21 protein-coding genes and 1 riboswitch are annotated in these 20,904 nt (G+C 74.4%); of the genes, 13 read left to right on the forward strand and 8 right to left on the reverse strand.

Annotated features, from left to right (window positions below; all coding sequences use genetic code 11):
• Positions 1-45 precede the first annotated feature (45 nt).
• Genes xylB through OSR43_RS02505 form a run of 3 tightly spaced genes read right to left on the reverse strand, consistent with a single transcriptional unit; the run spans position 46 to position 2,924 of the window.
• Positions 46-1,428: a xylulokinase gene (gene xylB, locus OSR43_RS02495; RefSeq protein ID WP_302269427.1), complete on the reverse strand. Its 1,383-nt coding sequence runs from the start codon at positions 1,426-1,428 to the stop codon at positions 46-48.
• 31 nt (positions 1,429-1,459) lie between these two features.
• A complete protein-coding gene (locus OSR43_RS02500) occupies positions 1,460-2,407 on the reverse strand; it encodes an aldose epimerase family protein (protein ID WP_302269428.1) in 948 nt (315 codons plus the stop codon).
• A gap of 40 nt (positions 2,408-2,447) precedes the next feature.
• Positions 2,448-2,924: a DUF4383 domain-containing protein gene (locus OSR43_RS02505; protein ID WP_302269429.1), complete on the reverse strand. Its 477-nt coding sequence runs from the start codon at positions 2,922-2,924 to the stop codon at positions 2,448-2,450.
• A gap of 148 nt (positions 2,925-3,072) precedes the next feature.
• On the opposite strand from OSR43_RS02505, the gene OSR43_RS02510 reads away from it, so the two are divergent.
• Together OSR43_RS02510 and OSR43_RS02515 are read left to right on the forward strand one after the other, a co-directional pair.
• Positions 3,073-3,567 carry a hypothetical protein gene (locus tag OSR43_RS02510; protein ID WP_302269430.1) on the forward strand — a complete coding sequence of 165 codons (495 nt, stop codon included), beginning with the start codon at positions 3,073-3,075 and terminating at the stop codon, positions 3,565-3,567.
• The gene (locus tag OSR43_RS02515; protein ID WP_302269431.1) at positions 3,564-3,899 is read left to right on the forward strand and encodes a DUF3140 domain-containing protein; all 336 of its coding nucleotides are present in this window, start codon (positions 3,564-3,566) and stop codon (positions 3,897-3,899) included. The genes OSR43_RS02510 and OSR43_RS02515 overlap by 4 nt, the downstream gene beginning before the upstream one ends.
• Before the next feature lie 9 nt (positions 3,900-3,908).
• Here the strand turns inward: OSR43_RS02515 and OSR43_RS02520 are convergent, their stop codons facing one another.
• From OSR43_RS02520 to OSR43_RS02530, 3 genes are all read right to left on the reverse strand, one after another.
• On the reverse strand, positions 3,909-5,135 hold the full coding sequence (locus tag OSR43_RS02520; RefSeq protein WP_302269432.1) for a kynureninase: 1,227 nt from the start codon (positions 5,133-5,135) through the stop codon (positions 3,909-3,911).
• The gene (kynA, locus tag OSR43_RS02525; protein WP_302269433.1) at positions 5,132-6,001 is read right to left on the reverse strand and encodes a tryptophan 2,3-dioxygenase; all 870 of its coding nucleotides are present in this window, start codon (positions 5,999-6,001) and stop codon (positions 5,132-5,134) included. The genes OSR43_RS02520 and kynA overlap by 4 nt, the downstream gene beginning before the upstream one ends.
• 154 nt (positions 6,002-6,155) lie before the next feature.
• Positions 6,156-6,923 (reverse strand): putative protein N(5)-glutamine methyltransferase, encoded by a 768-nt coding sequence (locus tag OSR43_RS02530; protein ID WP_302269435.1) that lies wholly within the window; start codon positions 6,921-6,923, stop codon positions 6,156-6,158.
• A 52-nt stretch (positions 6,924-6,975) separates the two neighbouring features.
• Here OSR43_RS02530 and OSR43_RS02535 point away from each other — a divergent pair, with 52 nt between their 5' ends.
• The 4 genes from OSR43_RS02535 to OSR43_RS02550 all read left to right on the forward strand — a co-directional run bounded on the left by OSR43_RS02535 (position 6,976) and on the right by OSR43_RS02550 (position 11,307).
• On the forward strand, positions 6,976-8,172 hold the full coding sequence (locus OSR43_RS02535) for an NADH:flavin oxidoreductase (protein ID WP_302269436.1): 1,197 nt from the start codon (positions 6,976-6,978) through the stop codon (positions 8,170-8,172).
• Between the two features lie 129 nt (positions 8,173-8,301).
• A complete protein-coding gene (locus OSR43_RS02540) occupies positions 8,302-9,411 on the forward strand; it encodes a diacylglycerol kinase (RefSeq protein ID WP_302269437.1) in 1,110 nt (369 codons plus the stop codon).
• Positions 9,408-10,211, forward strand: a complete 804-nt coding sequence (locus OSR43_RS02545; protein WP_302269438.1) for an SDR family oxidoreductase — start codon at positions 9,408-9,410, stop codon at positions 10,209-10,211. The genes OSR43_RS02540 and OSR43_RS02545 overlap by 4 nt, the downstream gene beginning before the upstream one ends.
• 22 nt (positions 10,212-10,233) lie before the next feature.
• On the forward strand, positions 10,234-11,307 hold the full coding sequence (locus OSR43_RS02550) for an MBL fold metallo-hydrolase (protein WP_302269439.1): 1,074 nt from the start codon (positions 10,234-10,236) through the stop codon (positions 11,305-11,307).
• Positions 11,308-11,435: 128 nt separating this feature from the next.
• Here OSR43_RS02550 and OSR43_RS02555 read toward each other — a convergent pair whose 3' ends face one another.
• Positions 11,436-11,873 (reverse strand): GNAT family N-acetyltransferase, encoded by a 438-nt coding sequence (locus tag OSR43_RS02555; RefSeq protein ID WP_302269440.1) that lies wholly within the window; start codon positions 11,871-11,873, stop codon positions 11,436-11,438.
• Positions 11,870-12,790 (reverse strand): alpha/beta hydrolase, encoded by a 921-nt coding sequence (locus tag OSR43_RS02560; protein ID WP_302269441.1) that lies wholly within the window; start codon positions 12,788-12,790, stop codon positions 11,870-11,872. The genes OSR43_RS02555 and OSR43_RS02560 overlap by 4 nt, the downstream gene beginning before the upstream one ends.
• Positions 12,791-12,879: 89 nt before the next feature.
• Between OSR43_RS02560 and OSR43_RS02565 the strand changes: the two genes are divergently transcribed.
• The 7 genes from OSR43_RS02565 (at position 12,880) to OSR43_RS02595 (ending at position 20,847) form a co-directional block, all read left to right on the forward strand.
• Positions 12,880-13,452, forward strand: coding sequence for a carboxymuconolactone decarboxylase family protein (locus tag OSR43_RS02565; RefSeq protein WP_302269442.1), 573 nt, complete (start codon positions 12,880-12,882; stop codon positions 13,450-13,452).
• On the forward strand, positions 13,449-14,342 hold the full coding sequence (locus OSR43_RS02570; RefSeq protein WP_302269443.1) for an RNA polymerase sigma-70 factor: 894 nt from the start codon (positions 13,449-13,451) through the stop codon (positions 14,340-14,342). Before OSR43_RS02565 ends, OSR43_RS02570 begins: the two co-directional genes overlap by 4 nt.
• A 6-nt stretch (positions 14,343-14,348) precedes the next feature.
• A riboswitch (TPP riboswitch) is annotated at positions 14,349-14,456 on the forward strand.
• A complete protein-coding gene (locus OSR43_RS02575; protein WP_302269444.1) occupies positions 14,446-15,513 on the forward strand; it encodes a thiamine ABC transporter substrate binding subunit in 1,068 nt (355 codons plus the stop codon). It overlaps the preceding riboswitch by 11 nt.
• 22 nt (positions 15,514-15,535) lie before the next feature.
• Positions 15,536-17,167, forward strand: a complete 1,632-nt coding sequence (locus tag OSR43_RS02580; RefSeq protein WP_302269445.1) for an iron ABC transporter permease — start codon at positions 15,536-15,538, stop codon at positions 17,165-17,167.
• Between the two features lie 2 nt (positions 17,168-17,169).
• Entirely contained in the window at positions 17,170-18,147 is a 978-nt protein-coding gene (locus tag OSR43_RS02585) for an ABC transporter ATP-binding protein (RefSeq protein ID WP_302269446.1), read from the forward strand.
• 34 nt (positions 18,148-18,181) lie between these two features.
• Positions 18,182-19,219 (forward strand): phosphatase PAP2 family protein, encoded by a 1,038-nt coding sequence (locus OSR43_RS02590; RefSeq protein WP_302269447.1) that lies wholly within the window; start codon positions 18,182-18,184, stop codon positions 19,217-19,219.
• Between the two features lie 257 nt (positions 19,220-19,476).
• Complete coding sequence (locus tag OSR43_RS02595) at positions 19,477-20,847, forward strand: C40 family peptidase (RefSeq protein ID WP_302269449.1); 1,371 nt, start codon at positions 19,477-19,479, stop codon at positions 20,845-20,847.
• Positions 20,848-20,904: the final 57 nt, after the last annotated feature.

A 20,904-nucleotide genomic window follows, 5' to 3' on the forward strand; every position in this document is an offset into this window, starting at 1 on the left:
GGCTGGTCGGGGGACGGTCGGGGACGGACGGGGACGGACGGGTGGTCAGGGGCGGTCGCGCAGGGCGGCGTACGCCTCACGCACGTGCGGGGTGGGGTCGGCCTCGAGCAGCCGGGTGCCCGGCAGTGGCCAGGTGGGCGGGGCGTCGGTGCCGGCGAGGGCCCAGGCGGCCTGCCGGGCGGCGCCGAGGGCGACGTACTCCCCGGGCGGCGGGAGCGTGACCGGGCGGCCGAGGACGGCCGGGGCGAGCGCCTGCAGGGCGGGGCTGCGGGTGGCGCCACCGACGAGCAGCACGCGGCGCGGGTCGGTGCCGGTGGCGGCGACGAGCTGGTCGACGGCGTCGGCGAGGGAGCAGAGCAGGGCCTCGTACGCCGCGCGCGCCAGGTCGGCGCGGGTGGTGGCCGGCGTGAGCCCGGTCCAGGTTCCGGTGGCGGCGGGACGGTTCGGGGTGCGCTCGCCGCCGTAGTACGGCAGGAGGGTGACCCCGCCGGCGCCCGGCGTGGAGGCCAGGGCGAGGTCGGCGAGCCCGGCGTGGTCGACGTCGAGCCAGCGGGCCTGGAGGTCGAGGATCCCGGCGGCGTTCATCGTGGTGACCATCGGCAGGAAGCCGCCGCTGGCGTCGGCGAAGCCGGTCAGCACGCCCCTGCCGTCGGCCACCGGCGTCGCGCTGATCGCGGAGGCGACCCCGGAGGTGCCGATCGAGAGCAGGACGTCGCCCGGCTCGAGCGCCATGCCGAGGGCGGCGGCCATGTTGTCGCCGGTGCCGCCGGCCAGCACCGCGCCGGTCGCGGTCTCCCCGGCGACGGCGCCCGGCGCCACGACGCGCGGGAGCGCGAAGGGCCGGCCGAGCGCGGCCTCGGCGAGGTCGGGACGCCAGCGGCCCTCCGGGGTGGCGAAGTAGCCGGTGCCCGACGCGTCGCCGCCGTCGGTGAATGCCTCGGTGCCGGGCGCCGCGACGTGCCGCGACAGGTAGTCGTGGGGGAGCAGCACCTGCGCGACCCGGGCGGCGTTCTCCGGCTCGGCGTCGCGCAGCCAACGCAGCTTGGTGGAGGTGAACGAGGCGACCAGCACGCTGCCGATCGCGTCGGCGCACGCCTGTGGCCCGCCCATCTCGGCGATCAGCTCGGCGGCGGCCGACGCGGAGCGGGTGTCGTTCCAGAGCAGCGCGTCGCGGACCGGCTCGCCGGCCTCGTCGAGGGCGACCATGCCGTGCTGCTGGCCGCCGATCGCCACCGCGGCGACCTCGCCGGCCCGCGCGCCGAGGCCGGCGACGGCCTCGTCGTACGCCGCGGGCCACGCCCGCGGGTCGACCTCGGTGCCGGGCGGGTGGGCGACCGAGCGGCTGTCGACGACGGTGCCGTCGGCGGCGTCGACGAGCAGCGTCTTGGTGGACTGGGTCGAGGTGTCGACGCCGAGGACGAGGGTCACCCGGCTATTAAGTACGACACTCGAACTAATGTCAACGGTCGGGCGTGATCGTGACCTCGCTGGTCCACCGGTAGGTCTCCCCGGGGCGCAGGACCGCCGAGGGCCACTCCGGGTGGTGCGGGGTGTCGGGGTGCAGCTGGGGCTCGATCGCGATGCCGGCGTACGGCGCGTGCGGCGGGCGGTCGAAGGCCCCGGCGGTGTAGACCTGCACGCCGGGCTGGTCGGCGGCGAGCTCCAGCACCAGGCCGTGGCCGCGCAGCCGGGCCACCTCGCGGAGCGGACCTCCGGGGGACCAGCCGTTCTCGCACCCGCGGACCACGAAGGGGTGGTCCAGGTCGCCGGGCCGGCCGCCCGACCGGAGGTCGAAGCGCGTGCCGGCGACGTCGGCGACCTCCCCGGTCGGCACGCCGTCGGTGACCGGGAGGTAGGCGTCCGCGTGCAGCGTCAGCTCGTGGTCGGCCGCCGTCTCCCCGCCGAGGCGGTAGTAGGCGTGGCTGGACAGCGAGACCACCGTCGGGGCGTCGGTCCTCGCGGCGTACGACGTCCGCAGGGTGCGGTCCCGCACCTCGAAGCGAGCGCGCACCGTCACCGTGCCGGGGAACCCCTGGTCGCCGTCCGGGCTGACCAGCTCCAGCTCGGCGGAGGTCGGGCTGGAGGCGACGACGGCCCAGGTGCGCCGGTCGTAGCCGTCCGGGCCGCCGTGCAGGGTGTGCCCGCGGTCGTTGATGGGCAGCTGGTGCGTCGTGCCGTCGACGACCAGCTCGCCGCGCGCGACCCGGTTGGCGTACCGGCCCACGGTCGCGCCGAGGTAGCGGTCGTCGTCGAGGTGGTCGGCCACCCGCGGCAGCCCGAGGACGACGTCACGCCACGCGCCCCCGCCGTCGCGGGCGCGCAGCCGGTGGACGCGGGCGCCGAGCGGGGCGAGGGCGAGGTGGAGGTCGTCGCTGTGCAGCTCGATCAGCTGCTCGTGGTCGGTCACGGGCGCCGAGGGTAGGCCCCCGTGACCGACGAGCCGTCGGTCAGGCGGGGTACTGCCCGCCGACCGGGCCGCGCAGCGCGCGGTAGCCGACGAAGCCGAGGCCGAGCATCGTCAGGGCGAGGACGAGGTGCAGCCAGTTGTCGGCGTTGTTCAGCGGCACGAAGTTCGCGTCGCTGCCGTGGCCGATCGCGAGGCCGTAGACCCACAGCAGGAGGTAGACCAGGCCGCCGCCGGCGAGGTACGCCGCGGAGGCGGTGGCCTTGCGGGCCACGGCGAGCCCGACGACGCCGAAGAGCAGGTGGACGACGTTGTGCAGGACCGAGACCTGGAAGACGCCGAGGAGCTTCGCGTGGCTCTCGTGGCCGGCGATCTCGAGCTGGTCGTAGTTCGTCGTGATGCCGGGGATGAAGCCGGCGATGCCGACGAGCAGGAAGACCGCGCCGTACACGAGCGCGGCGGTGCGGAGGAACGGGACGGCCTTGGACGGTCCGGCCGGGCCGGTGTGGGTGGCATCCATCACGGGCTCCTTCCTTGATCGGGTCGGGGACATACCGGGGGTACCCCGCGGCCGCACGACCAGCCCCACCCCGGCGGGGAGGAGTGCGCCGGGCACTCCCTGGGCACCGCCCGGAGGACTTCACGAACCGTCTCAGGAGGACATGCACATGGCACAGCTGGTGCTCGGGCTGTGGGCGGCCACGGCGTTCTTTGGTGCCTACATGTTCAGCTTCACCCTCGGCGCGGCCCGCTCGCGGGCCGAGGCCGAGCCCGGTCAGCTCACGAGCAAGCTGCCGCCGTTCGCCACGTTCGTGCACCCGCTCTTCGGGCTCGCCGGGCTGGCGCTGTGGATCGCCTACCTCGCCGCGGGCCAGCAGTCGCTGGCGTGGATCACCCTGGTCGTGCTGATCGCCGGCGCCGGCATCGGCGACGTCCTGCTGGTCAAGACGCTGGGCTCCCGCAAGGACGCCGAGCACACTGTCGAGGACCGGATCCCGACCTCGGCGATGGCGATCCACGGCATCCTCGCCGTCGCCACGATCGGCGCCGTGCTGCTGGTCTGCCTCGGCGTGGACAGCCAGGAGGGCGACGACGACGCCGACTTCGGCAAGACCATGGCGCCGGTCGTCCAGCCCGTCCAGCCCGTCCAGGTCGCGCGATGAGCGCCGAGGGCCTCGACGAGGTCTGGGACGACTGGAAGGAGGCGGTCAACATGACCGCCTCGGAGCTGGAGTCGTGGCTGGAGAGCGACGACTCCCGGCGCGTCGGCCAGAAGTCCGGCGGCGGCGAGTCCACCGGCCACAAGTCGGGGAAGCGCATCGTGGGGATCCTGCGCACCAAGAAGGGCGACCTGACCGACGCCGACGTCGCGCACATGCGCAAGGTCGTCGGCTACGTGCACCGCCACCTCGCCCAGGGGCCGGACAAGGACGTCGAGCACAGCGACTGGCGCTACTCGCTGATGAACTGGGGCCACGACCCGACGAAGGGGTGACCCGCCCGCTCAGGCGGTGAGCTCCCCGAGCGCGGTGGCCACGGCGTCGATCCCCCGCTCGACCTCGACGAAGCTCGTGCTGAGCGGGGAGAGCCCGACCCGGAGGCCCGACGGCGGCCGGAAGTCGGGCACGACCCCCCGCTGCCAGAGCAGGGCGGTCACCTCCCGGAATGCCGGGTGCTCGAGCATCACGTGCGCCCCGCGCCCGGCGGGGTCCCGCGGGCTCGCCAGCCGGACGCCGTACGTCGCCAGCCGCTCGTCGGCGAGCGCGACCGCGTGCTCGGTCAGCGCCATCGCCTTCGCGCGGACCGCCGGCATGCCGGCCTCCTCGACGAGGTCGAGCATCGCCTGCAGCGGCTGCATCGCGAGCACCGGCGGGGTCCCGGTGAGCATCCGCCGGATGCCGGGGGCGGGCTCGTAGCCCGGCCCCATCGCGAACGGGTCGGCGTGGCCCATCCAGCCCCACAGCGGCTGCTGGACCTCCGGCACCAGGTCGGCGCGGACGTAGGCGAAGGCGGGGGAGCCGGGGCCGCCGTTGAGGTACTTGTAGGTGCAGCCGACCGCGAGGTCCGCGCCCCACGCGTCGAGCTCGACCTCGACCGACCCGGCCGAGTGGCTGAGGTCCCAGACGACGAGCGCGCCGGCGTCGTGGACCAGGGTGGTGAGCGCCGCCCCGTCGGCCACGTGGCCGGACCGGAACGCGACGTGGCTGAGCAGCACCAGGGCCGTCCGCGGGCCGAGCGCAGGCACGAGGTCGTCGGCGGTGACGCCGGCGTCGGGGTGCGCCTCGACCCAGCGGACCTCGAGCCCGCACTCGGCGGCGACCCCCTCGACCAGGTAGCGGTCGGTGGGGAAGTTGTCGCGGTCGACGACCACCTCGCGCCGGCCGGGCCGCGCGTCAACGGCCGCCCGCAGGAGCTTGTAGAGCAGCACCGAGGTCGAGTCGCCGACGACGACCTGGCCGGGGCCGGCGCCGAGGACCACCCGGCCGAGCCGGTCGCCGACCCGCGTCGGCTCGTCCATCCAGGACTCGTCCCAGCTGCGGATCAGCCGGTCGCCCCACGCGCCCTCGACGAACTCCGCCAGCCGCCCCGCCACGGTCGCCACCGGCCGGCCCAGCGAGTTGCCGTCGAGGTAGGCGACCACCGAGGGGTCCTCGGCGCCGACGAAGCGGGAGCGGTACGCCGCGAGCGGGTCGCGCGCGTCGAGCTCGGCCGACGTCGGCCGCGCGCTCACGCGCCCACCTCGCTGCGCACGGCGTACAGCTCGGGGAAGAAGGTGAGGTCCAGCGCCCGGCGCAGGAAGTCGACGCCGGAGGACCCGCCGGTGCCGCGCTGGAAGCCGATGGTCCGCTGCACGGTCCGCAGGTGCCGGAAGCGCCACTCCTGGACGTCGTCCTCGAGGTCGACGAGGTCCTCGCACGCCTCGTAGAGGCCCCAGGGCAGGTCGCGCTCCTCGTAGACCCGCCGGAAGACCGGCACCAGGTCCTCGCGGAAGGTCCACGGCTCCCGGACGTCGCGCTCCAGCACGTCGGCCGGCACGGCGAGGCCCTGGCGGGCGAGCAGCCGCAGGAACGCGTCGTACAGCGTGGGCTCCTCCAGCAGCGTGGACAGCAGGGCGTGCGCCTCGGGCTCGGACTCGAAGACCCGCAGCATGCCGGGCGCCTTGTTGCCCAGCAGGAACTCGACCGCGCGGTACTGGTGGGACTGGAACCCCGAGCTGCTGCCGAGGGCGCCGCGGAACTCGGAGTACTCCCGCGGCGTGAGCGTCGCGAGCACCGACCACTGCTGGATCAGCGTGCGCATCGTCGCCTTGACCCGGGCCAGGCACTTCAGCGCCGGGGCGAGCTGGTCGCGGTCCATCAGCGCCCGCGCCTCGCGCAGCTCGTGGAGCACCAGCTTCAGCCACAGCTCGGAGGTCTGGTGCTGGATGATGAAGAGCAGCTCGTCGTGGTGCTCGGGCCGGCTGCGTGGGTGCTGGGCCGCGAGCAGCCGGTCCAGGTCGAGGTAGCGGCCGTAGCTCATCGCGCCGTGGAAGTCGGTGCGCACACCCGCCTCGAGCGGCCGCGTGGCCGAGGGGTGCTCGTGGGTGTCCGGGGTCATGCGGGCGACGGTATCCCCGCCGGGTGCTCGCGTCGCGCTGGTCCTCCGCCGACGGCTCCCTCCGCGCAGTGCGCCCCCCATGGCCCTGCGCAGCCTCCCCGGACGGGAGCCGTCGACGGACGAGTCCTCCCCGGGCCGCGGACGGTTGAAACGTCTACCGTCCGAGCACGGCGCAGCCGCCCACCTCGTCGTCGAGGACGATCTCGGTCCGCAGGCCCGCGGCGCGCAGCAGCGCGGCCGAGCGCTCCGCCTGGTGGCGACCGGTCTCGACCAGCACGGTCGCGCCGGGCGCCAGCCACGGCGTCGCGCCGGCGGCCACCCGGCGCTGGACGTCGAGGCCGTCGCCACCGCCGTCGAGGGCCACGCGGTGCTCGTGGTCGCGCGCCTCGGGCGGCATCAGGGCGACGTCGCCGGTCGGGACGTACGGCGCGTTCGCGACCAGCACGTCCACCCGGCCGAGCAGGTGGCGCGGCAGGGCGTCGAAGAGGTCGCCCTCGTGCACCGTGGCCGGGGGCAGGTTCCGCCGCGCGCAGGCGACGGCCGCCGGGTCGAGGTCAGCCGCGTGCACGTCGGCGTCGGGCCGGGCCGCGCGGACGGCGGCGGCCACCGCGCCGGAGCCGCAGCACAGGTCGACGACCACCGCGCCGGCCGCGCGCCGCGCCAGCCGGTCGAGCGCGAGCCGCACCAGCAGCGTCGTACGCCGCCGGGGGACGAAGACGCCCGGCTCGACCACCACCCGCAGCCCGGCGAACTCCGCCCACCCCAGCACCTGCTCCAGCGGGAGGCCGGCGACGCGGGCCGCGACGAGGCGGTCGAGGTCGGTGGCGTCGGCGGCCTGGCCGACCAGCAGCTCGGCCTCCTCCTCGGCGAAGACGCACCCGGCGGCGCGCAGCCGCGCCACCACGGTGCTCGCCGTCGTCATGCCGTCATTGTGACGGCTGCCCGCAGAACTGGAACGCGTTACAGTTTCGCGGGTGACCGCTCCCGACGTCTTCGCCCCCGCCACCCTCGGCCCGGTGCGCCTGCGCAACCGGACGGTCAAGGCCGCGACGTTCGAGGGCCGCACCCCGCAGGGGCAGGTCACCGACGAGCTCATCGACTACCACCTCGCGCCGGTCCGTGGCGGCGTGGCGCTGACCACGGTGGCCTACCTGGCGGTGGCGCCCGAGGGGCGCACCCACCGCGAGGTGATCGTGGTCGGGGAGGACACCCTCGCCGGGCTGGCCCGGCTCGCCGACGCCGTGCACGCCGAGGGTGCCGCGATCGCGGGCCAGGTGGGCCACGCGGGCCCGGTGGCCAACGGCCGCTCCAACGGCGTCCGGGCGATCGCCGCCAGCGGCATGCCGAGCCCGCTGTCGATGCAGATGATCCGGTCGGCGACCGAGGCCGACCTGACCCGGGTGACCCGGGCGTACGTCGCCGCCGCGCGCACGTTGATCCGCGCCGGGTTCGACGTGCTCGAGCTGCACATGGCGCACAGCTACCTCATCTCCTCCTTCCTCGCGCCCGGCCTCAACCGCCGCGGGGACCGCTGGGGCGGCTCGCTGGAGAACCGTGCCCGCCTCGCCCGCCAGGTCGCCCGCGCGGTCCGCGACGAGGTCGGCGACGAGGTCGCGGTGACCGCGAAGGTGTCCACCTCCGACGGCTTCAAGGGCGGGGTCACCACCGAGGCCGGGCTCGAGGTGACGCGGCTGCTCGAGGCCGACGGCAACCTCGACGCGCTCCAGCTCTCCGGTGGCAGCTCGCTGATGAACCCGATGTACCTCTTCCGCGGCGGCACCCCGGTCGCGGAGTTCGCCGCCGCCATGCCGCTGCCGGTGCGGCTCGGGATGCGCACGCCGGTCGGCCGGTCGTTCATGAAGTCCTATGAGTTCCACGAGGGCTACTTCCGCGACAAGGCCCTGCGGTTCCGTGAGGCGCTGTCGATGCCGCTGATGTTCCTCGGCGGGGTCAACCGGCTGGAGACGATGCAGCAGGCGATGGCCGACGGCTTCGAGTACGTCGCCCTGGGCCGCGCCCTGCTCCGCGAGCCGGACCTGCTGGCGCGGATGCAGGCCGGCCGCGCCGTCGAGGGCGTCTGCATCCACTGCAACCGGTGCATGCCCACCATCTACGCCGACGGCGGCACTCGCTGCCCGGTCGCCCTCGAGCTGACCGCCTCGCCTGCCTGAGCGGCTTGTAACGCGCTGTTCGACGATCTACCGCGCCGACCGATCGACGCGGTAGACCCGCGAACGGCGCGTTGCAAGCAACGTCGGCGACCCTTCCGCAAATCTAGAACGTGTTCTAAGTTGTGCCCCATGTCACAGGTCATCCCCGAGAAGCCCCTGCGCGTCGTCGTCTGGTCGACCGGGACCATCGGCCGGCACGCGATCGCCGGCATCGACGCCCACCCGGACCTCGAGCTGGTCGGGGTGTGGGTCTCCAACCCGGCCAAGGACGGCCGCGACGCCGGCGAGCTGGCCGAGCTCGGCCGCGAGCTGGGCATCCTGGCGACGACCGACCGCGACGCGCTGGTCGCGCTGGCGCCCGACGCGATCGTGCACACCGCGATGGCCGACGACCGGGTCTTCGAGTGCATCGAGGACCTGGTCGGCTTCGTCGAGGCGGGGATCAACGTGACCAGCAGCGGACCCGTGCTGCTGCAGTGGCCGGAGGGGATCCTGCCGCCGGAGATGATCGAGCGGATCGAGGACGCCTGCCGCCGCGGGGGCGCGAGCCTGCACGTCAACGGCATCGACCCCGGGTTCGCCAACGACGTGCTGCCGCTGGTGATGACGAGCCTGTCCCAGCGCATCGACGAGGTGCGCGTGCTGGAGGTCTGCGACTACTCGACCTACTACCAGCCGGTGGTGATGGGCGAGATGTTCGGCTTCGGCAAGCCGATGGAGGAGCTCGGCATGCTCTGGCACCCCGGCATCCTCACCATGGCGTGGGGCAGCGTCGTGCGGCAGATCGCGGCCGCCCTCGACGTCACCCTCGACGAGCCGCTGACCGAGGAGGTGGACCGTCGCCCGGCCGCCCGGGACACCAGCTCGGTCTCCGGCGACATCGCCGCCGGGACCCTGGGCGCGGTGCGCTTCCAGGTGATCGGCAAGGTCGATGGCGTGCCGCGCGTGGTGCTCGAGCACGTCACCCGCACCGACGCCGCCGAGCACGACGACTGGGAGCGCCCGCCGGCCGGCACCGACGGCTGCTACCGCGTCCGCATCACCGGCGAGCCGATGATGCAGGTCGACTTCCTCCACCACGGCGAGCACGGCGACCACAACGTCAGCGGCATGATCACCACCGCGCAGCGGATCGTGAACGCCCTGCCCGCCGTCGTCGCCGCCGAGCCCGGCATCGTCCGCGCCGTCGACCTGCCGCTGGTCACCGGTCGCGGCCTGGTCACGGGTGCCGGTCGATGACGATCCTCGACCGGTTCACCACCACCGACCAGGTCGCTGTCGTCACCGGCGCCGGCCGCGGGATCGGTGCGGCGACCGCTGTCGCGCTCGCCGAGTCCGGGTCGGACGTGGTCGTCTCCGCCCGCACTGCCGACCAACTCGAGCGGGTCGCGGAGCAGGTCCGGGCCGTGGGACGCCGGGCCGTCGTCGTACCGGCCGACCTCAGCGACCTCGACGCGGTCGCCGGCCTCGCGCACGCGGCGTACGACGCGTTCGGGCGGCTCGACACGGTCGTCAACAACGTCGGCGGCACCATCCCGAACGCCTTCCTCGACACGAGCGTCGACTACCTCGAGGAGGCGTTCCACTTCAACGTCTCCACCGCCCACGCGCTGAGCGTCGCGGCGGTGCCGCTGATGCTCAAGGGGTCCGAGGGCCAGAAGTCGATCACCACGATCTCCTCGATGATGGGCCGCTCCGCGGGGCGCGGCTACCTGGCGTACGGCACCGCCAAGGCCGCGCTCGCGCACTGGTCGCGGCTGGCGGCCACCGACCTCGCGCCGCGGATCCGGGTCAACGGCATCTACGTCGGCTCGGTGATGACCAGTGCCCTGGAGTTCGTCGCCGGGGTGCCGGAGATGATGGACCAGCTCGAGACCAAGACCCCGCTGGGGCGGGTCGGCGAGGCCGAGGACGTCGCCGCCGCGGTGGTCTACCTCAGCTCGCGCGCGGGCCAGTACGTCACCGGCAAGCTGCTCGAGGTCGACGGCGGGATCCAGGCGCCCAACCTGGACCTGGGACTGCCGGACGTCTCCGGGTGAACCGGGACGTAGGGTCCGCCGGGTGACCTCCTCCACCACCTCGACCGCGCACGCCGTCTCGCCCGACTCCGGGGAGCACTGGACCGCGGAGGGTGCCTGGCAGGTCGCCGAGGGGATCCACCGGATCCCGCTGCCGCTGCCGATGGACGGGCTGCGGGCGATCAACGTCTACGTGCTCGTCGCCGACGACGGGCTGACGCTCGTCGACGGCGGGTGGGCGATCCCGCAGGCCCGCGAGCTGCTCGACCGGTGCCTCGGGCAGATCGGCGCCGGCTTCGGCGATATCCGCCGCTTCCTCGTCACCCACGTGCACCGCGACCACTACACCCTGGCCCGCGTGCTGGGCACCGAGCTCGGCGTCGACGTCACGCTCGGCCGGGGCGACCGGCCGGCGTTGGAGCTGATGCAGGACGCGGCGTCGATGACCGAGAACCCCTTCGCCGGTGCGCTGCGCACGGCGGGCGCCGCCGAGCTGGCCGAGGAGTGGAACAGCCCCGGGCAGGAGTCCGACGAGGACCGGCTCCCGGACCCGACGCACTGGGCGTTCGCCGACACCTGGCTCGAGGGCGACACCCGGATCGAGGTCGGCCCGCGCACCGTCGACGCCGTCCACACCCCGGGCCACACCCCCGGGCACTACGTGTACGCCGAGCGGGACGCCGGCCTGCTGTTCGCCGGCGACCACGTGCTGCCGACGATCACCCCCTCCATCGGCTTCACCATGCCGATGGACCAGGAGCCGCTGGGCGACTTCATGGCCTCGCTGACCAAGGTCCGCTCGCTGCCGGACCTGACCATCCTCCCCGCGCACGGGCCGGTCGCGCCGTCCTCCCACACCCGGGTCGACGAGCTGCTCGCCCACCACGAGACCCGCCTCGCCGACTCCTTGGCCGCGCTCTCCTCCGGACCGCTCACCGCCCACCAGGTCGCCGGCCACCTCGGCTGGACCCGCCACGAGCACGCGTACGACACCCTCGACGTCTTCAGCCGCGGCATGGCCGCCATGGAGACCAAGGCCCACCTCGAGCTGCTCGTCGCCCGCGGCCGCGCCACCCGCACCGACACCTCCGACGGGGTCGTCTTCTCGGCGGTGTGAGGCGGTTCAGAATCCCAGGTTTACTTGGGATCTTGCTGCTTCGCGGCTGTTGCAATGGCAGGGAAGCGTCCACATCCCAGGTTTACTTGGGATGTTGCGTGTCACAGCCACCCCACTAGTCACAGAAGTCACGCGACAGGTCGCCGCATCGGCACGTGCGGGATGCCGTCCTCGAGGAACTCCGGCCCGTCGAGCGCGAAGCCGAAGGTGGCGTACCACCGGGCCAGGGGCGCCTGGGCGTCGAGGACGACATCGCGGCCGGGGCAGGACTCCAGCGCCGCGCGCATGACGACGTCGGCGAGCCCCTGCCCGCGCGCGGGGACGGCGAGCAGCACCCGGCCGATGCGCCACAGTTCGCCGTCGTCGAGGACCCGGGCGTAGCCCACCAGGGCGGAGTCGTCGAGGAGCAGCACGTGCCGGGTGCCGGGCTCGGGGTCGCGGCCGTCGAGGTCGGGGTAGGGACACTCCTGCTCGACCACGAAGACCTGCTGGCGCAGCCGTGCGACGGCGTACACGTCGGTGGCCGAGAGGTCGGTGAAAGGCACGACCAGGGTGCGGGGGGTCATCGCAGGAACTCCTCGGTACGTCGCCACGCGCGCCGGGCCTCGGGCACGAGCGGCAGCAGGGGGTAGACGTGGAGCAGGTCCGGCTCCTCCACGTAGGTCAGCGGCCAGCCGGCCTCCTGGGCCCGCCGGACGAGCAGCCGGGTGCCCGGGGTGAGCAGGTCGCGGGTCCCCTGGAAGACCAGGGCCGGCGGCAGGCCGGCGAGGTCGCCGAGCGCCGGCGAGACCTCGGGGCGGGCCAGGTCGTCCGGCGAGCCGGCCCACCACGCGGCGTACGCGCGGAGCTTGCCGAGGAACAACCAGGGGTCGACCGCGTCGAAGGCCTCGGTCTCGGGGGTGCTGGTGCTGAGGTCCACCCACGGTGAGTGCAGCAGCAGCCGGTCGGGCTGCGGCAGGTCCCGGTCCCGCAGGGACAGGGCGAGCGCGAGCGCCAGCCCGCCGCCCGCGGAGTCGCCGGCCAGCACGGTGCCGCCGGGGGAGCGCTCGCCCCACTCCGCGGCCAGCCGGATCAGCGCGTCGTGGGAGTCGCGCCAGGTGTGCTCGGGCGCGAGCGGGTAGTCGGGCAGGACGACGCGCACGCCGAGCCGGTCGGCCAGCCGCGCGGCGTACCGCACGTGGAAGGGGTCGATCCCCGCGGTGTACCCGCCGCCGTGCACGTAGACCACCGTCCGGGTCGGCGAGGTCCCCCGCGCGGTGAGGACGTACGACGCGAACGACCCGCCGTCGGTCGGCACCTCCTCCCGCACCACCGAGAACCGCCGCGCGAACCGCGGGACCGCGTTGGTCGGCAGCGGCCGGCCGACGGTGCCGACGTGCCACCGCTCCAGCCGGGCGCGCTCGGCCTCGGGCGAGTCGAGGTCGCGGGAGCGGCGGAGCCGGGGCAGGGCCCACGCGAGGGCCTGGTGGGTCAGGGACGGCACGGGCCAACTCTCACACGTCCGCGGGACCGGCATGTCACACGCGCCGCCCGGCCGGTGTCTGGAGGGCAGACCCGAGAGAAGGAGCTCCGATGCCCAGCACGTTCCGCATCCCCCGCGCCACCGTCACCGGCCTCTACGGCCGGGTCATGGAGGCCTACGCCCGCCGCACCTACGGCCAGGTGCCCGACAACGCCTACGTCCTCTGGCACCACCGCAGGGCCCTCCGCGCGGTGCTGTCCCTGGAGTCCAAGGTGGCCCGGTTCGACGCCCTCGACGCGCACCTGAAGTCCTACGCGCTGCTCGCGAGCGCAGGCACGATCGGCTGCAGCTGGTGCCTGGACTTCGGCTACTTCCTCGCCCACGACGAGGGCCTGGACACCGCCAAGGTGCGCGAGGTGCCGCGGTGGCGCACCTCGGAGGTCTTCACCGACCTCGAGCGCGACGTCATGGACTACGCCGAGGCGATGAGCGAGACGCCGCTGCGGGTCACCGACGCGATGGTGGCCGGCCTCGTCGAGCGGCTCGGCGCGGAGGCGGTCGTCGAGCTGACCCAGATGGTGGCGCTGGAGAACATGCGCTCCCGGTTCAACGCCGCCGCCGGCCTGCAGAGCCAGGGCTTCTCCGACGTCTGCGAGCTGCCGCTGGCTACGGTCCGTCCGTGACGCACGCCGATCCGCACGCCGACGACTTCGCGACGTACCGCAACCTGCTCTTCACCGTCGCCTACGAGCTGCTGGGGTCGGCCGCCGACGCCGAGGACGTGCTGCAGGAGGCGTGGCTGCGCTGGGCCGAGGTGGACCTCGCGGAGGTGCGCGACCCGCGGGCGTACCTCGTCCGCGTCGTCACCCGGCAGGGCCTCAACCGGCTGCGGACCCTCGCCCGGCGCCGGGAGGCCTACGTCGGCCCGTGGCTGCCCGAGCCGCTGCTCACCGTCCCCGACGTCGCCGAGGACGTCGAGCTGGCCGACAGCGTCTCCACCGCGATGCTGCTCGTCCTGGAGACCCTCACACCGACCGAGCGGGCGGTGTTCGTGCTGCGCGAGGTCTTCGACGTGCCGTACGACGAGATCGCGGCCGCCGTGGACAAGTCACCGGCCGCGGTGCGCCAGGTCGCGCACCGCGCGCGCAGCCACGTCGAGGCGCGCCGCCCGCGGGTCAGCGTGAGCCGCGCGGAGCAGCGGGCCGTGGTCGACCGGTTCCTCGCCGCGGCGAGGACCGGTGACCTCGCGTCGCTGGTGGAGGCGCTGGCACCCGACGTGGTGCTCACCAGCGACGGCGGGGGCCTGCGCTCCGCGGCGCGCCGGCCGATCACCGGCCGCGACAAGGTGCTGCGGTTCCTGCTGGGGGTCGTGCCCGAGGGCGGCGACGTGCGGATGGACGCGGTCGAGGTCAACGGCTCGCCCGCGCTGCGCTTCGTCATCGACGGCGTCCTGGACACGGTGGCCACGCTGCTGGTCGAGGACGGCGCGGTCACCGGCATCTACGTCGTCCGCAACCCCGAGAAGCTCGAGCGGCTCGGACACCCCGACGGGCCGGTGGTGCTGGCGCGCTAGGTTGTGCGGACACGACAGGGGAGCACGCGCAGGCGTGCTGAGAGTGCAGAAGAGCTGCAGACCCTCGAACCTGCTCCGGTTAGCACCGGCGAAGGGAGTCACCATGAGATCCGTGCGCGCGCTCGCGTCCGTCCTGCTGGTCGGCGCCATCGGCACCGCCACCACGTCCTGCTCGCTGGCGGGGGGTGACGACGAGGGCGACCGCGAGCGGGCCGCGGCCGACGAGGTCGTCCTGGTCACCCACGAGTCCTTCACCCTGCCCGACGAGGTGCTCGCCGCCTTCGAGGAGGAGAGCGGCTACCGCCTGGAGGTCCGCAGCGCCGGCGACGCCGGGGCGCTCACCAACCGGCTGGTGCTGACCAAGGACGACCCGGTCGGCGACGTCGCCTTCGGCATCGACAACACCTTCGCCTCCCGCGCGCTCGACGAGGGGGTCGTCGCCGACACCGACGTCGAGCGTCCCGCCGGAGCAGGGGCGTACGACCTCGAGGGCGAGGGCGGCGACGACCTGGTCCCCGTGGACACCGGCAACGTGTGCGTCAACGTCGACGACACCTGGTTCCGGCGCGAGGGCGTCGAGCCGCCGCGCAGCCTGGAGGACCTCACCGAGCCGGCCTACCGCGACCTGCTCGTCGTGCCCGGCGCGACCACCAGCTCGCCCGGCCTGGCCTTCCTGCTGGCGACGGTCGCGGAGTACGGCGACGAGTGGCCCGGCTACTGGGAGCGGCTGGTCGCCAACGGCGCGAAGCTGGTCGACGGCTGGTCCGACGCCTACCAGGTCGACTTCACCCAGGGCGGGGGGAAGGGCGACCGGCCGGTCGTCGTCTCCTACGACTCCTCGCCGGCGTTCACCGTCGACGGCGAGGGCGGCACCACCACGAGCGCGCTGCTCGACACCTGCTTCCGCCAGGTGGAGTACGCCGGGGTCCTGGAGGGCGCGGCCAACCCCGAGGGCGGCGAGGAGCTGCTGGAGTTCCTGCTGACCCCGGAGGTGCAGGCCGCGCTGCCGGACTCGATGTACGTCTTCCCGGTCCGAGACGACGTCGACCTGCCCGCCGACTGGGCCCGGTTCGCGCAGCAGCCGGACGCGCCGTACGCCGTCGACCCGGCGGAGATCGCGGAGAACCGCGACACCTGGCTGCGCGAGTGGACCGACGTCACCACCCGGTGACGGCCCGCGCGGACCGAACCCGATGAGGCGCGTCCTCGCCCTGCTCGGCCTGGCCCTCGGGCCGGTGCTCGTGCTCGGCGTGTTCTTCGTGCTGCCGGTCGCCGGCATGGTCGCCCGCGGCTTCTGGCCCGGTGGCGGCTTCGACCCCGGCGGGGTGCTCGAGGTGCTGACCCGGCCGCGGACCGGCCGCGTCGTGTGGTTCACCGTGTGGTCCTCCGCCGTCGCGACCGTCGTCTCGGTGCTGCTCGGCCTGCCGGCGGCGTACGCCCTGCACCGGCTCGACCTGCCGCTGCGGCGGGTGGTGCGGGCCGCGCTGCTCGTGCCGTTCGTGCTGCCGACCGTCGTCGTCGGCGTGGCGTTCCGCCAGCTCCTCGGCGAGGCCGGGCCCCTGGGCGGGCTCGGCCTCGACGGGACGCCGGTCGCGATCGTGGCGGGGCTGGCGTTCTTCAACGTCGCGGTGGTCGTCCGCAGCGTCGGGGCCGCGTGGGAGTCGCTCGACCCGCGGCCCGCCGAGGCCGCCGCCGCGCTGGGCGCCTCGCCCGCGCAGGTGCTGCGCACCGTCACCCTGCCGGCGCTGCGGCCGGCGGTGGTCTCGGCCGCCAGCGTGGTGTTCCTCTTCTGCGCCACGTCCTTCGGCGTGGTGCTCACCCTCGGCGGGCTGCGGTACTCCTCGGTCGAGACCGAGATCTACCTGCTCACCACCAACCTGCTCGACCTCCCGGCTGCCGCGGCGCTCTCGGTCGTCCAGCTCGTCGCGATCACCGCGCTGCTCGCGCTGGCCGCCCGCCTGCGGACGGTGCCCGACCCGACGGTCGCGCGGCGGACCGCCCGGCCCCGCGCCGTACGCCGCTCCGACTGGCCGCAGGTCGCCGCGACGCTCGTCCTCCTGCTGCTGGTCGCCGCGCCGATCGGCACCCTCGTGCTGGGCTCGCTGCGGGTCGACGACGCGTGGAGCCTGGGGAACTACCGGGCCCTGCAGTCCACCGGCGACGGCGCGCTGCTGGTGCCGGTGACCGAGGCGCTGGTCACCTCGCTGCGGACCGCGGTCGACGCGACGTGGATGTCGCTGCTGCTCGGGCTGGTCGTGGCGGTCGTCGTGACCCGCCGCTCCCGCACGCCGGCCGAGCGCCGGGTGCGGTCGGTCCTCGACGGCTTCTTCATGCTGCCGCTGGGGGTCTCCGCGGTGACCCTCGGCTTCGGCTTCCTCATCACCCTGGACCGGCCGCCGCTGGACCTGCGCGACTCGGGGCTGCTGGTGCCGGTCGCCCAGGCCCTGGTGGCCCTGCCGCTCGTCGTGCGGACGATCGTGCCGGTGCTCGCCGGCGTCGACGACCGCCAGCGCCAGGCCGCTGCCTCGCTCGGCGCCGGACCGCTGCGCACGCTGGCGACCGTCGACCTGCCGGTCGTCTGGCGTCCGCTGCTGGCCGCCGCCGGGTTTGCGTTCGCGGCGTCGCTGGGGGAGTTCGGCGCCACGTCGTTCCTCGCCCGGGACGACCGCGCCACCGTGCCGGTCGTCATCTTCCGGCTGATCGGCAGCCCGGGTGCGATGAACTACGGCATGGCCCTGGCCGCCTCCGTCGTCCTCGCCGCCACGACCGCGGTGGTCATGCTCGCGGTCGAGCGGCTCCGCGTCCCGTCCCTCGGAGTCCTCTGACCATGCTCTCGCTCACCGACGTCTCGGTCTCCTACGACGGCGTGCCCGCCGTGCGCGAGGTGACCCTCGACCTCCCCGACGGCGAGGTGCTGGCGGTGCTCGGTCCGTCCGGGTGCGGCAAGTCCACGCTGCTGCGCGCGGTCGCCGGCCTCGAGCCGGCCGACGGCACGACCTCCTGGGACGGCACCGACCTGACCCGGGTCCCGACGCACAAGCGCGGTTTCGCGCTGATGTTCCAGGACGGCCAGCTCTTCGGGCACCTCACCGTCGCGCGCAACGTCGGCTACGCGCTGCGCCTGCGCCGCGCGCCGTCGGCCGCGGCCCGGGTCGAGGAGCTGCTCGAGCTGGTCGGACTGGTCGGGTACGGCGACCGGCTGCCCGCCACCCTCTCCGGCGGCGAGCGCCAGCGGGTCGCCCTGGCCCGCGCGCTCGCGGTCGAGCCGCGCCTCCTGCTCCTCGACGAGCCGCTCTCCGCCCTCGACGCGGGCCTGCGCGAGCGGCTCGCCGTCGACCTGCGCCGGATCCTCCGCGAGGCCGGCACCACCGCGCTGATGGTCACCCACGACCACGAGGAGGCGTTCACCGTGGCCGACCGGCTCGCGGTGATGCGTGCGGGCCGGGTCGTGCAGCAGGGCGCCATCGACGAGGTGTGGCGGGCGCCGGCCGACCGGGACACCGCGCTCTTCCTCGGCTACGCCCGCGTGCTGGAGGGCGCCGCCGCCGAGCTGGTCCTCGGCCGGCCGGCCCCCGCGGTCGCCGTACGCCGCTCCGCCCTGGTCGTCGACGACGCCGGCCGGCTGGAGGGGACCGTCCGCGCCGCGCGCGCCACCCCGACCCAGGTCCGGCTCGTCGTGGACGTGGCCGGCCTCGGCGAGGTGGACGCCGTCGCCCCGCTGGACCGGCGCCCCGCGCTCGGCGCCGGCGTGCGCCTCGCGGTGGACGCCTCGAGACTCGCGGTGGTCGGTGCGGGCGTCGGCTGAGCGTCGGTGTGACGACCTACCTACACTGACCTCCGTGTACCGCCGTGCCTACGCCCTGCTCGTCGCGACGGCGTTGGCGATCGGTGCCTGGGCCGTGATCACCGCGATCGCCATCGACCGGCCGCTGATCGACCCCGAGGGCAGCTTCCTGGGGCCGTCCTGGCTGCGCCTGCCGCTGCTGTGCCTCGGCGCGCTGCTGCTCGACCTGGTGCCCCGGGCGCTGTGGCTCTCCAAGGGACGCGTCAAGGAGATGCCCGACATCGTGCGGGACCGGCTCCGGAGCCACTGGAACCGCGACCGCGTGCTGCTGGTGATGCTCGGCATCGTCTGCTTCTACGTCATCTACGTCTGCTACCGGAACCTCAAGTCGTTCCTGCCGCTGGTCAGCGACCGGATGTACGACCGCGAGCTGCACCTGGTCGACCGGATCCTCTTCTTCGGCCACGAGCCGGCCGCGGTCATCCACGGCATCTTCGGCGACACCGTCGTGGCGCACGTGCTCTCGACCTTCTACCTCCTCTTCATCCCGATGGTCGCGATCCTCGTGACCGTCTGGGTGGTGTGGTCGCGCAACCTCTCCTTCGGCTGGTGGTTCGTCACCTCCCAGGGCCTGGCGTGGACCCTCGGCACCATCTCCTACTACGCGCTGCCGACGCTCGGCCCCGGCCTGGAGTACCCGCACCTCTACGACCTGGCCCACACCGGCACCACCGACCTGATGAACTCCCTGGTCAACGCGCGCCAGAACGTGCTGTGGAGCGACGGCCAGGCGCAGACCGTCGCCGGCTTCGCGAGCCTGCACACCGGCATCTCGCTGCTGTGGGCGCTGATGGTGCAGTACACCGTCCAGAGCCGCGCGCTGCGCATCCTGTTCTGGGTCAACTTCACCCTCACCGTGATCGCGACCCTCTACTTCGGCTGGCACTACGTCGCCGACGACATCGCCGGCGTGTTCATCGCGCTCTTCTCCTTCTACGTGGCCGGTCGTGCCACCGGTCAGAAGTTCGACCGGCACGGGCTCTCCTCGCACCCGACCACCACCACCGCCGCCGTACCCGTCGAGAGGGACTGAGCCCGGACTGAGCCGGGGCGCTCCGGGGCTGCCCTCCGGGCGGCCGGTCCATCAAGGGATGCAGGGATCCCGTCGCTTCCCGTGCGGAGCTCGCACGGGGAGGCGGCGGCTCGTCTGCATCCCTTGATGAAGCGACCGGCAACCGCGGGCGCTGATAGAACTACATGGATGTAGTTCGCAAGCCGACACGCCGATAATCGGTGGAAAAGTTGGTCCAGATGTGGCAGATGTGACGGAAGTTGTCTAAGTTGCCGCAGGTGCGCTCCCTCGGAACGGCTGCCCTGGCCCTGACCATCGTGGTCGGCGGCCTCTCCGCGACCGCCACCGTCGCCCTCGCGGCGGACGGCGACGACGCCCCGAGCCGGCGACAGGTGGAGCGGGCCGAGCAGGCTGCCGAGGACCGGGTCGGCGACGTCGCGGCGGTCCGGGCGCGGCTGGTCGTGGCCCAGGCCCGGCTCGACCGGGCGGGGCTCGACGCCGCCCGCGCGGCCGAGGCCTGGAACGGCGCCCGCTGGCGCGCGGCCGAGGCGCGACGCGACGTACGCCGGGCCGAGCGGCGCTCGGCCGAGGCCGGCCGCGACCTCGAGGGGCAGCGCGACGCCTACGCCGACGCCGTGACCACCTCCTACCAGCTCTCGCCGGGGCTCAGCTCGCTCACCGCGCTCACCTCCGAGGGCGGCATCGACGGCGTGCTCAGCCGCTCGGCCACCGTGCGGAATGCGACGGACGCGCTCGAGGGCCGGTACGACGAGTTCCGGGCGGCCGTGACGCTCGCCGAGGTCGCCGGCGACCAGGCCGAGCGCGCGCAGCGGGACGCCGAGGCCGCCGAGGCCGACGCCCGGGCCGCCCGCGACGCCGCGTCGGCCGCGGCCGCGTCGGCCGCGGCCGAGGCACAGTCTGTCGCCGACGAGCGCGACGCGCTCGTGGCGGACCTGGCCCGCCTCCAGGGCATCAGCACCGAGCTGGCCGCGCAGCGGCAGGCCGCGCTCGAGCAGCGTGCCCAGGAGGCGGCCGCCCAGGCCGCCGAGGAGGAGGCCCAGCAGGCCGCCCAGGAGCAGGCCCAGGAGCAGGGCGCGGCGCAGCCGCCGAGCCAGCCCGCCCCCTCGGACCCGACCCAGGACCCGTCTCCCGAGCCCGACCAGGCCCCGGACCAGGCGCCGGCACCGGCCCCCACCCAGGAGCCCACTCCGGAGCCCACCCCGGAGCAGGCGCCGCAGCCCGCCCCGCAGCCCGCCCCGCAGCCCGCCCCGCAGCCTGCCCCCGCGCCGGCGAGCGGCGCCCAGGCGGCGATCGCGTTCGCACGGGCCCAGCTCGGCGAGCCGTACCGCTGGGGCGCTGCCGGACCGTCGGCCTGGGACTGCTCCGGCCTGACGGCGGGGGCCTGGGCTCGGGGCGGCACGACCCTGCCGCACTACTCAGTCGCGCAGTACGCGCAGTCGACGCCGATCACCGCGGGCCAGCTGCGCCCTGGCGACCTGGTGTTCTGGAGCGACGGCGGGCCCTCCTCGATCTACCACGTCGCGCTCTACACCGGGAACGGCCGGATCATCCACGCCCCGCGGACCGGCCGGCCGGTCGTCGAGGAGTCGATGTGGGCCTGGCCGCCGGACCTGTTCGCGCGTCCCTGAGCCGGTGACCGGACCGGTGCGGCCAGGCGTCCAGACCGCTCCGTGAGCCTGCTCGCA

The organism is Nocardioides sp. Arc9.136 (genome assembly GCF_030506255.1).
Lineage (GTDB): Bacteria > Actinomycetota > Actinomycetes > Propionibacteriales > Nocardioidaceae > Nocardioides.

Coding starts and splice junctions, on each gene's coding strand:
- OSR43_RS02505 (WP_302269429.1), bottom strand. CDS start 2,924: ATGGATGCCACCCACACCGGCCCGGCCGGACCGTCCAAGGCCGTCCCG.
- OSR43_RS02510 (WP_302269430.1), top strand. CDS start 3,073: ATGGCACAGCTGGTGCTCGGGCTGTGGGCGGCCACGGCGTTCTTTGGT.
- OSR43_RS02515 (WP_302269431.1), top strand. CDS start 3,564: ATGAGCGCCGAGGGCCTCGACGAGGTCTGGGACGACTGGAAGGAGGCG.
- kynA (WP_302269433.1), bottom strand. CDS start 6,001: ATGACCCCGGACACCCACGAGCACCCCTCGGCCACGCGGCCGCTCGAG.
- OSR43_RS02530 (WP_302269435.1), bottom strand. CDS start 6,923: ATGACGACGGCGAGCACCGTGGTGGCGCGGCTGCGCGCCGCCGGGTGC.
- OSR43_RS02540 (WP_302269437.1), top strand. CDS start 8,302: ATGTCACAGGTCATCCCCGAGAAGCCCCTGCGCGTCGTCGTCTGGTCG.
- OSR43_RS02545 (WP_302269438.1), top strand. CDS start 9,408: ATGACGATCCTCGACCGGTTCACCACCACCGACCAGGTCGCTGTCGTC.
- OSR43_RS02555 (WP_302269440.1), bottom strand. CDS start 11,873: ATGACCCCCCGCACCCTGGTCGTGCCTTTCACCGACCTCTCGGCCACC.
- OSR43_RS02565 (WP_302269442.1), top strand. CDS start 12,880: ATGCCCAGCACGTTCCGCATCCCCCGCGCCACCGTCACCGGCCTCTAC.
- OSR43_RS02575 (WP_302269444.1), top strand. CDS start 14,446: ATGAGATCCGTGCGCGCGCTCGCGTCCGTCCTGCTGGTCGGCGCCATC.
- OSR43_RS02580 (WP_302269445.1), top strand. CDS start 15,536: ATGAGGCGCGTCCTCGCCCTGCTCGGCCTGGCCCTCGGGCCGGTGCTC.
- OSR43_RS02585 (WP_302269446.1), top strand. CDS start 17,170: ATGCTCTCGCTCACCGACGTCTCGGTCTCCTACGACGGCGTGCCCGCC.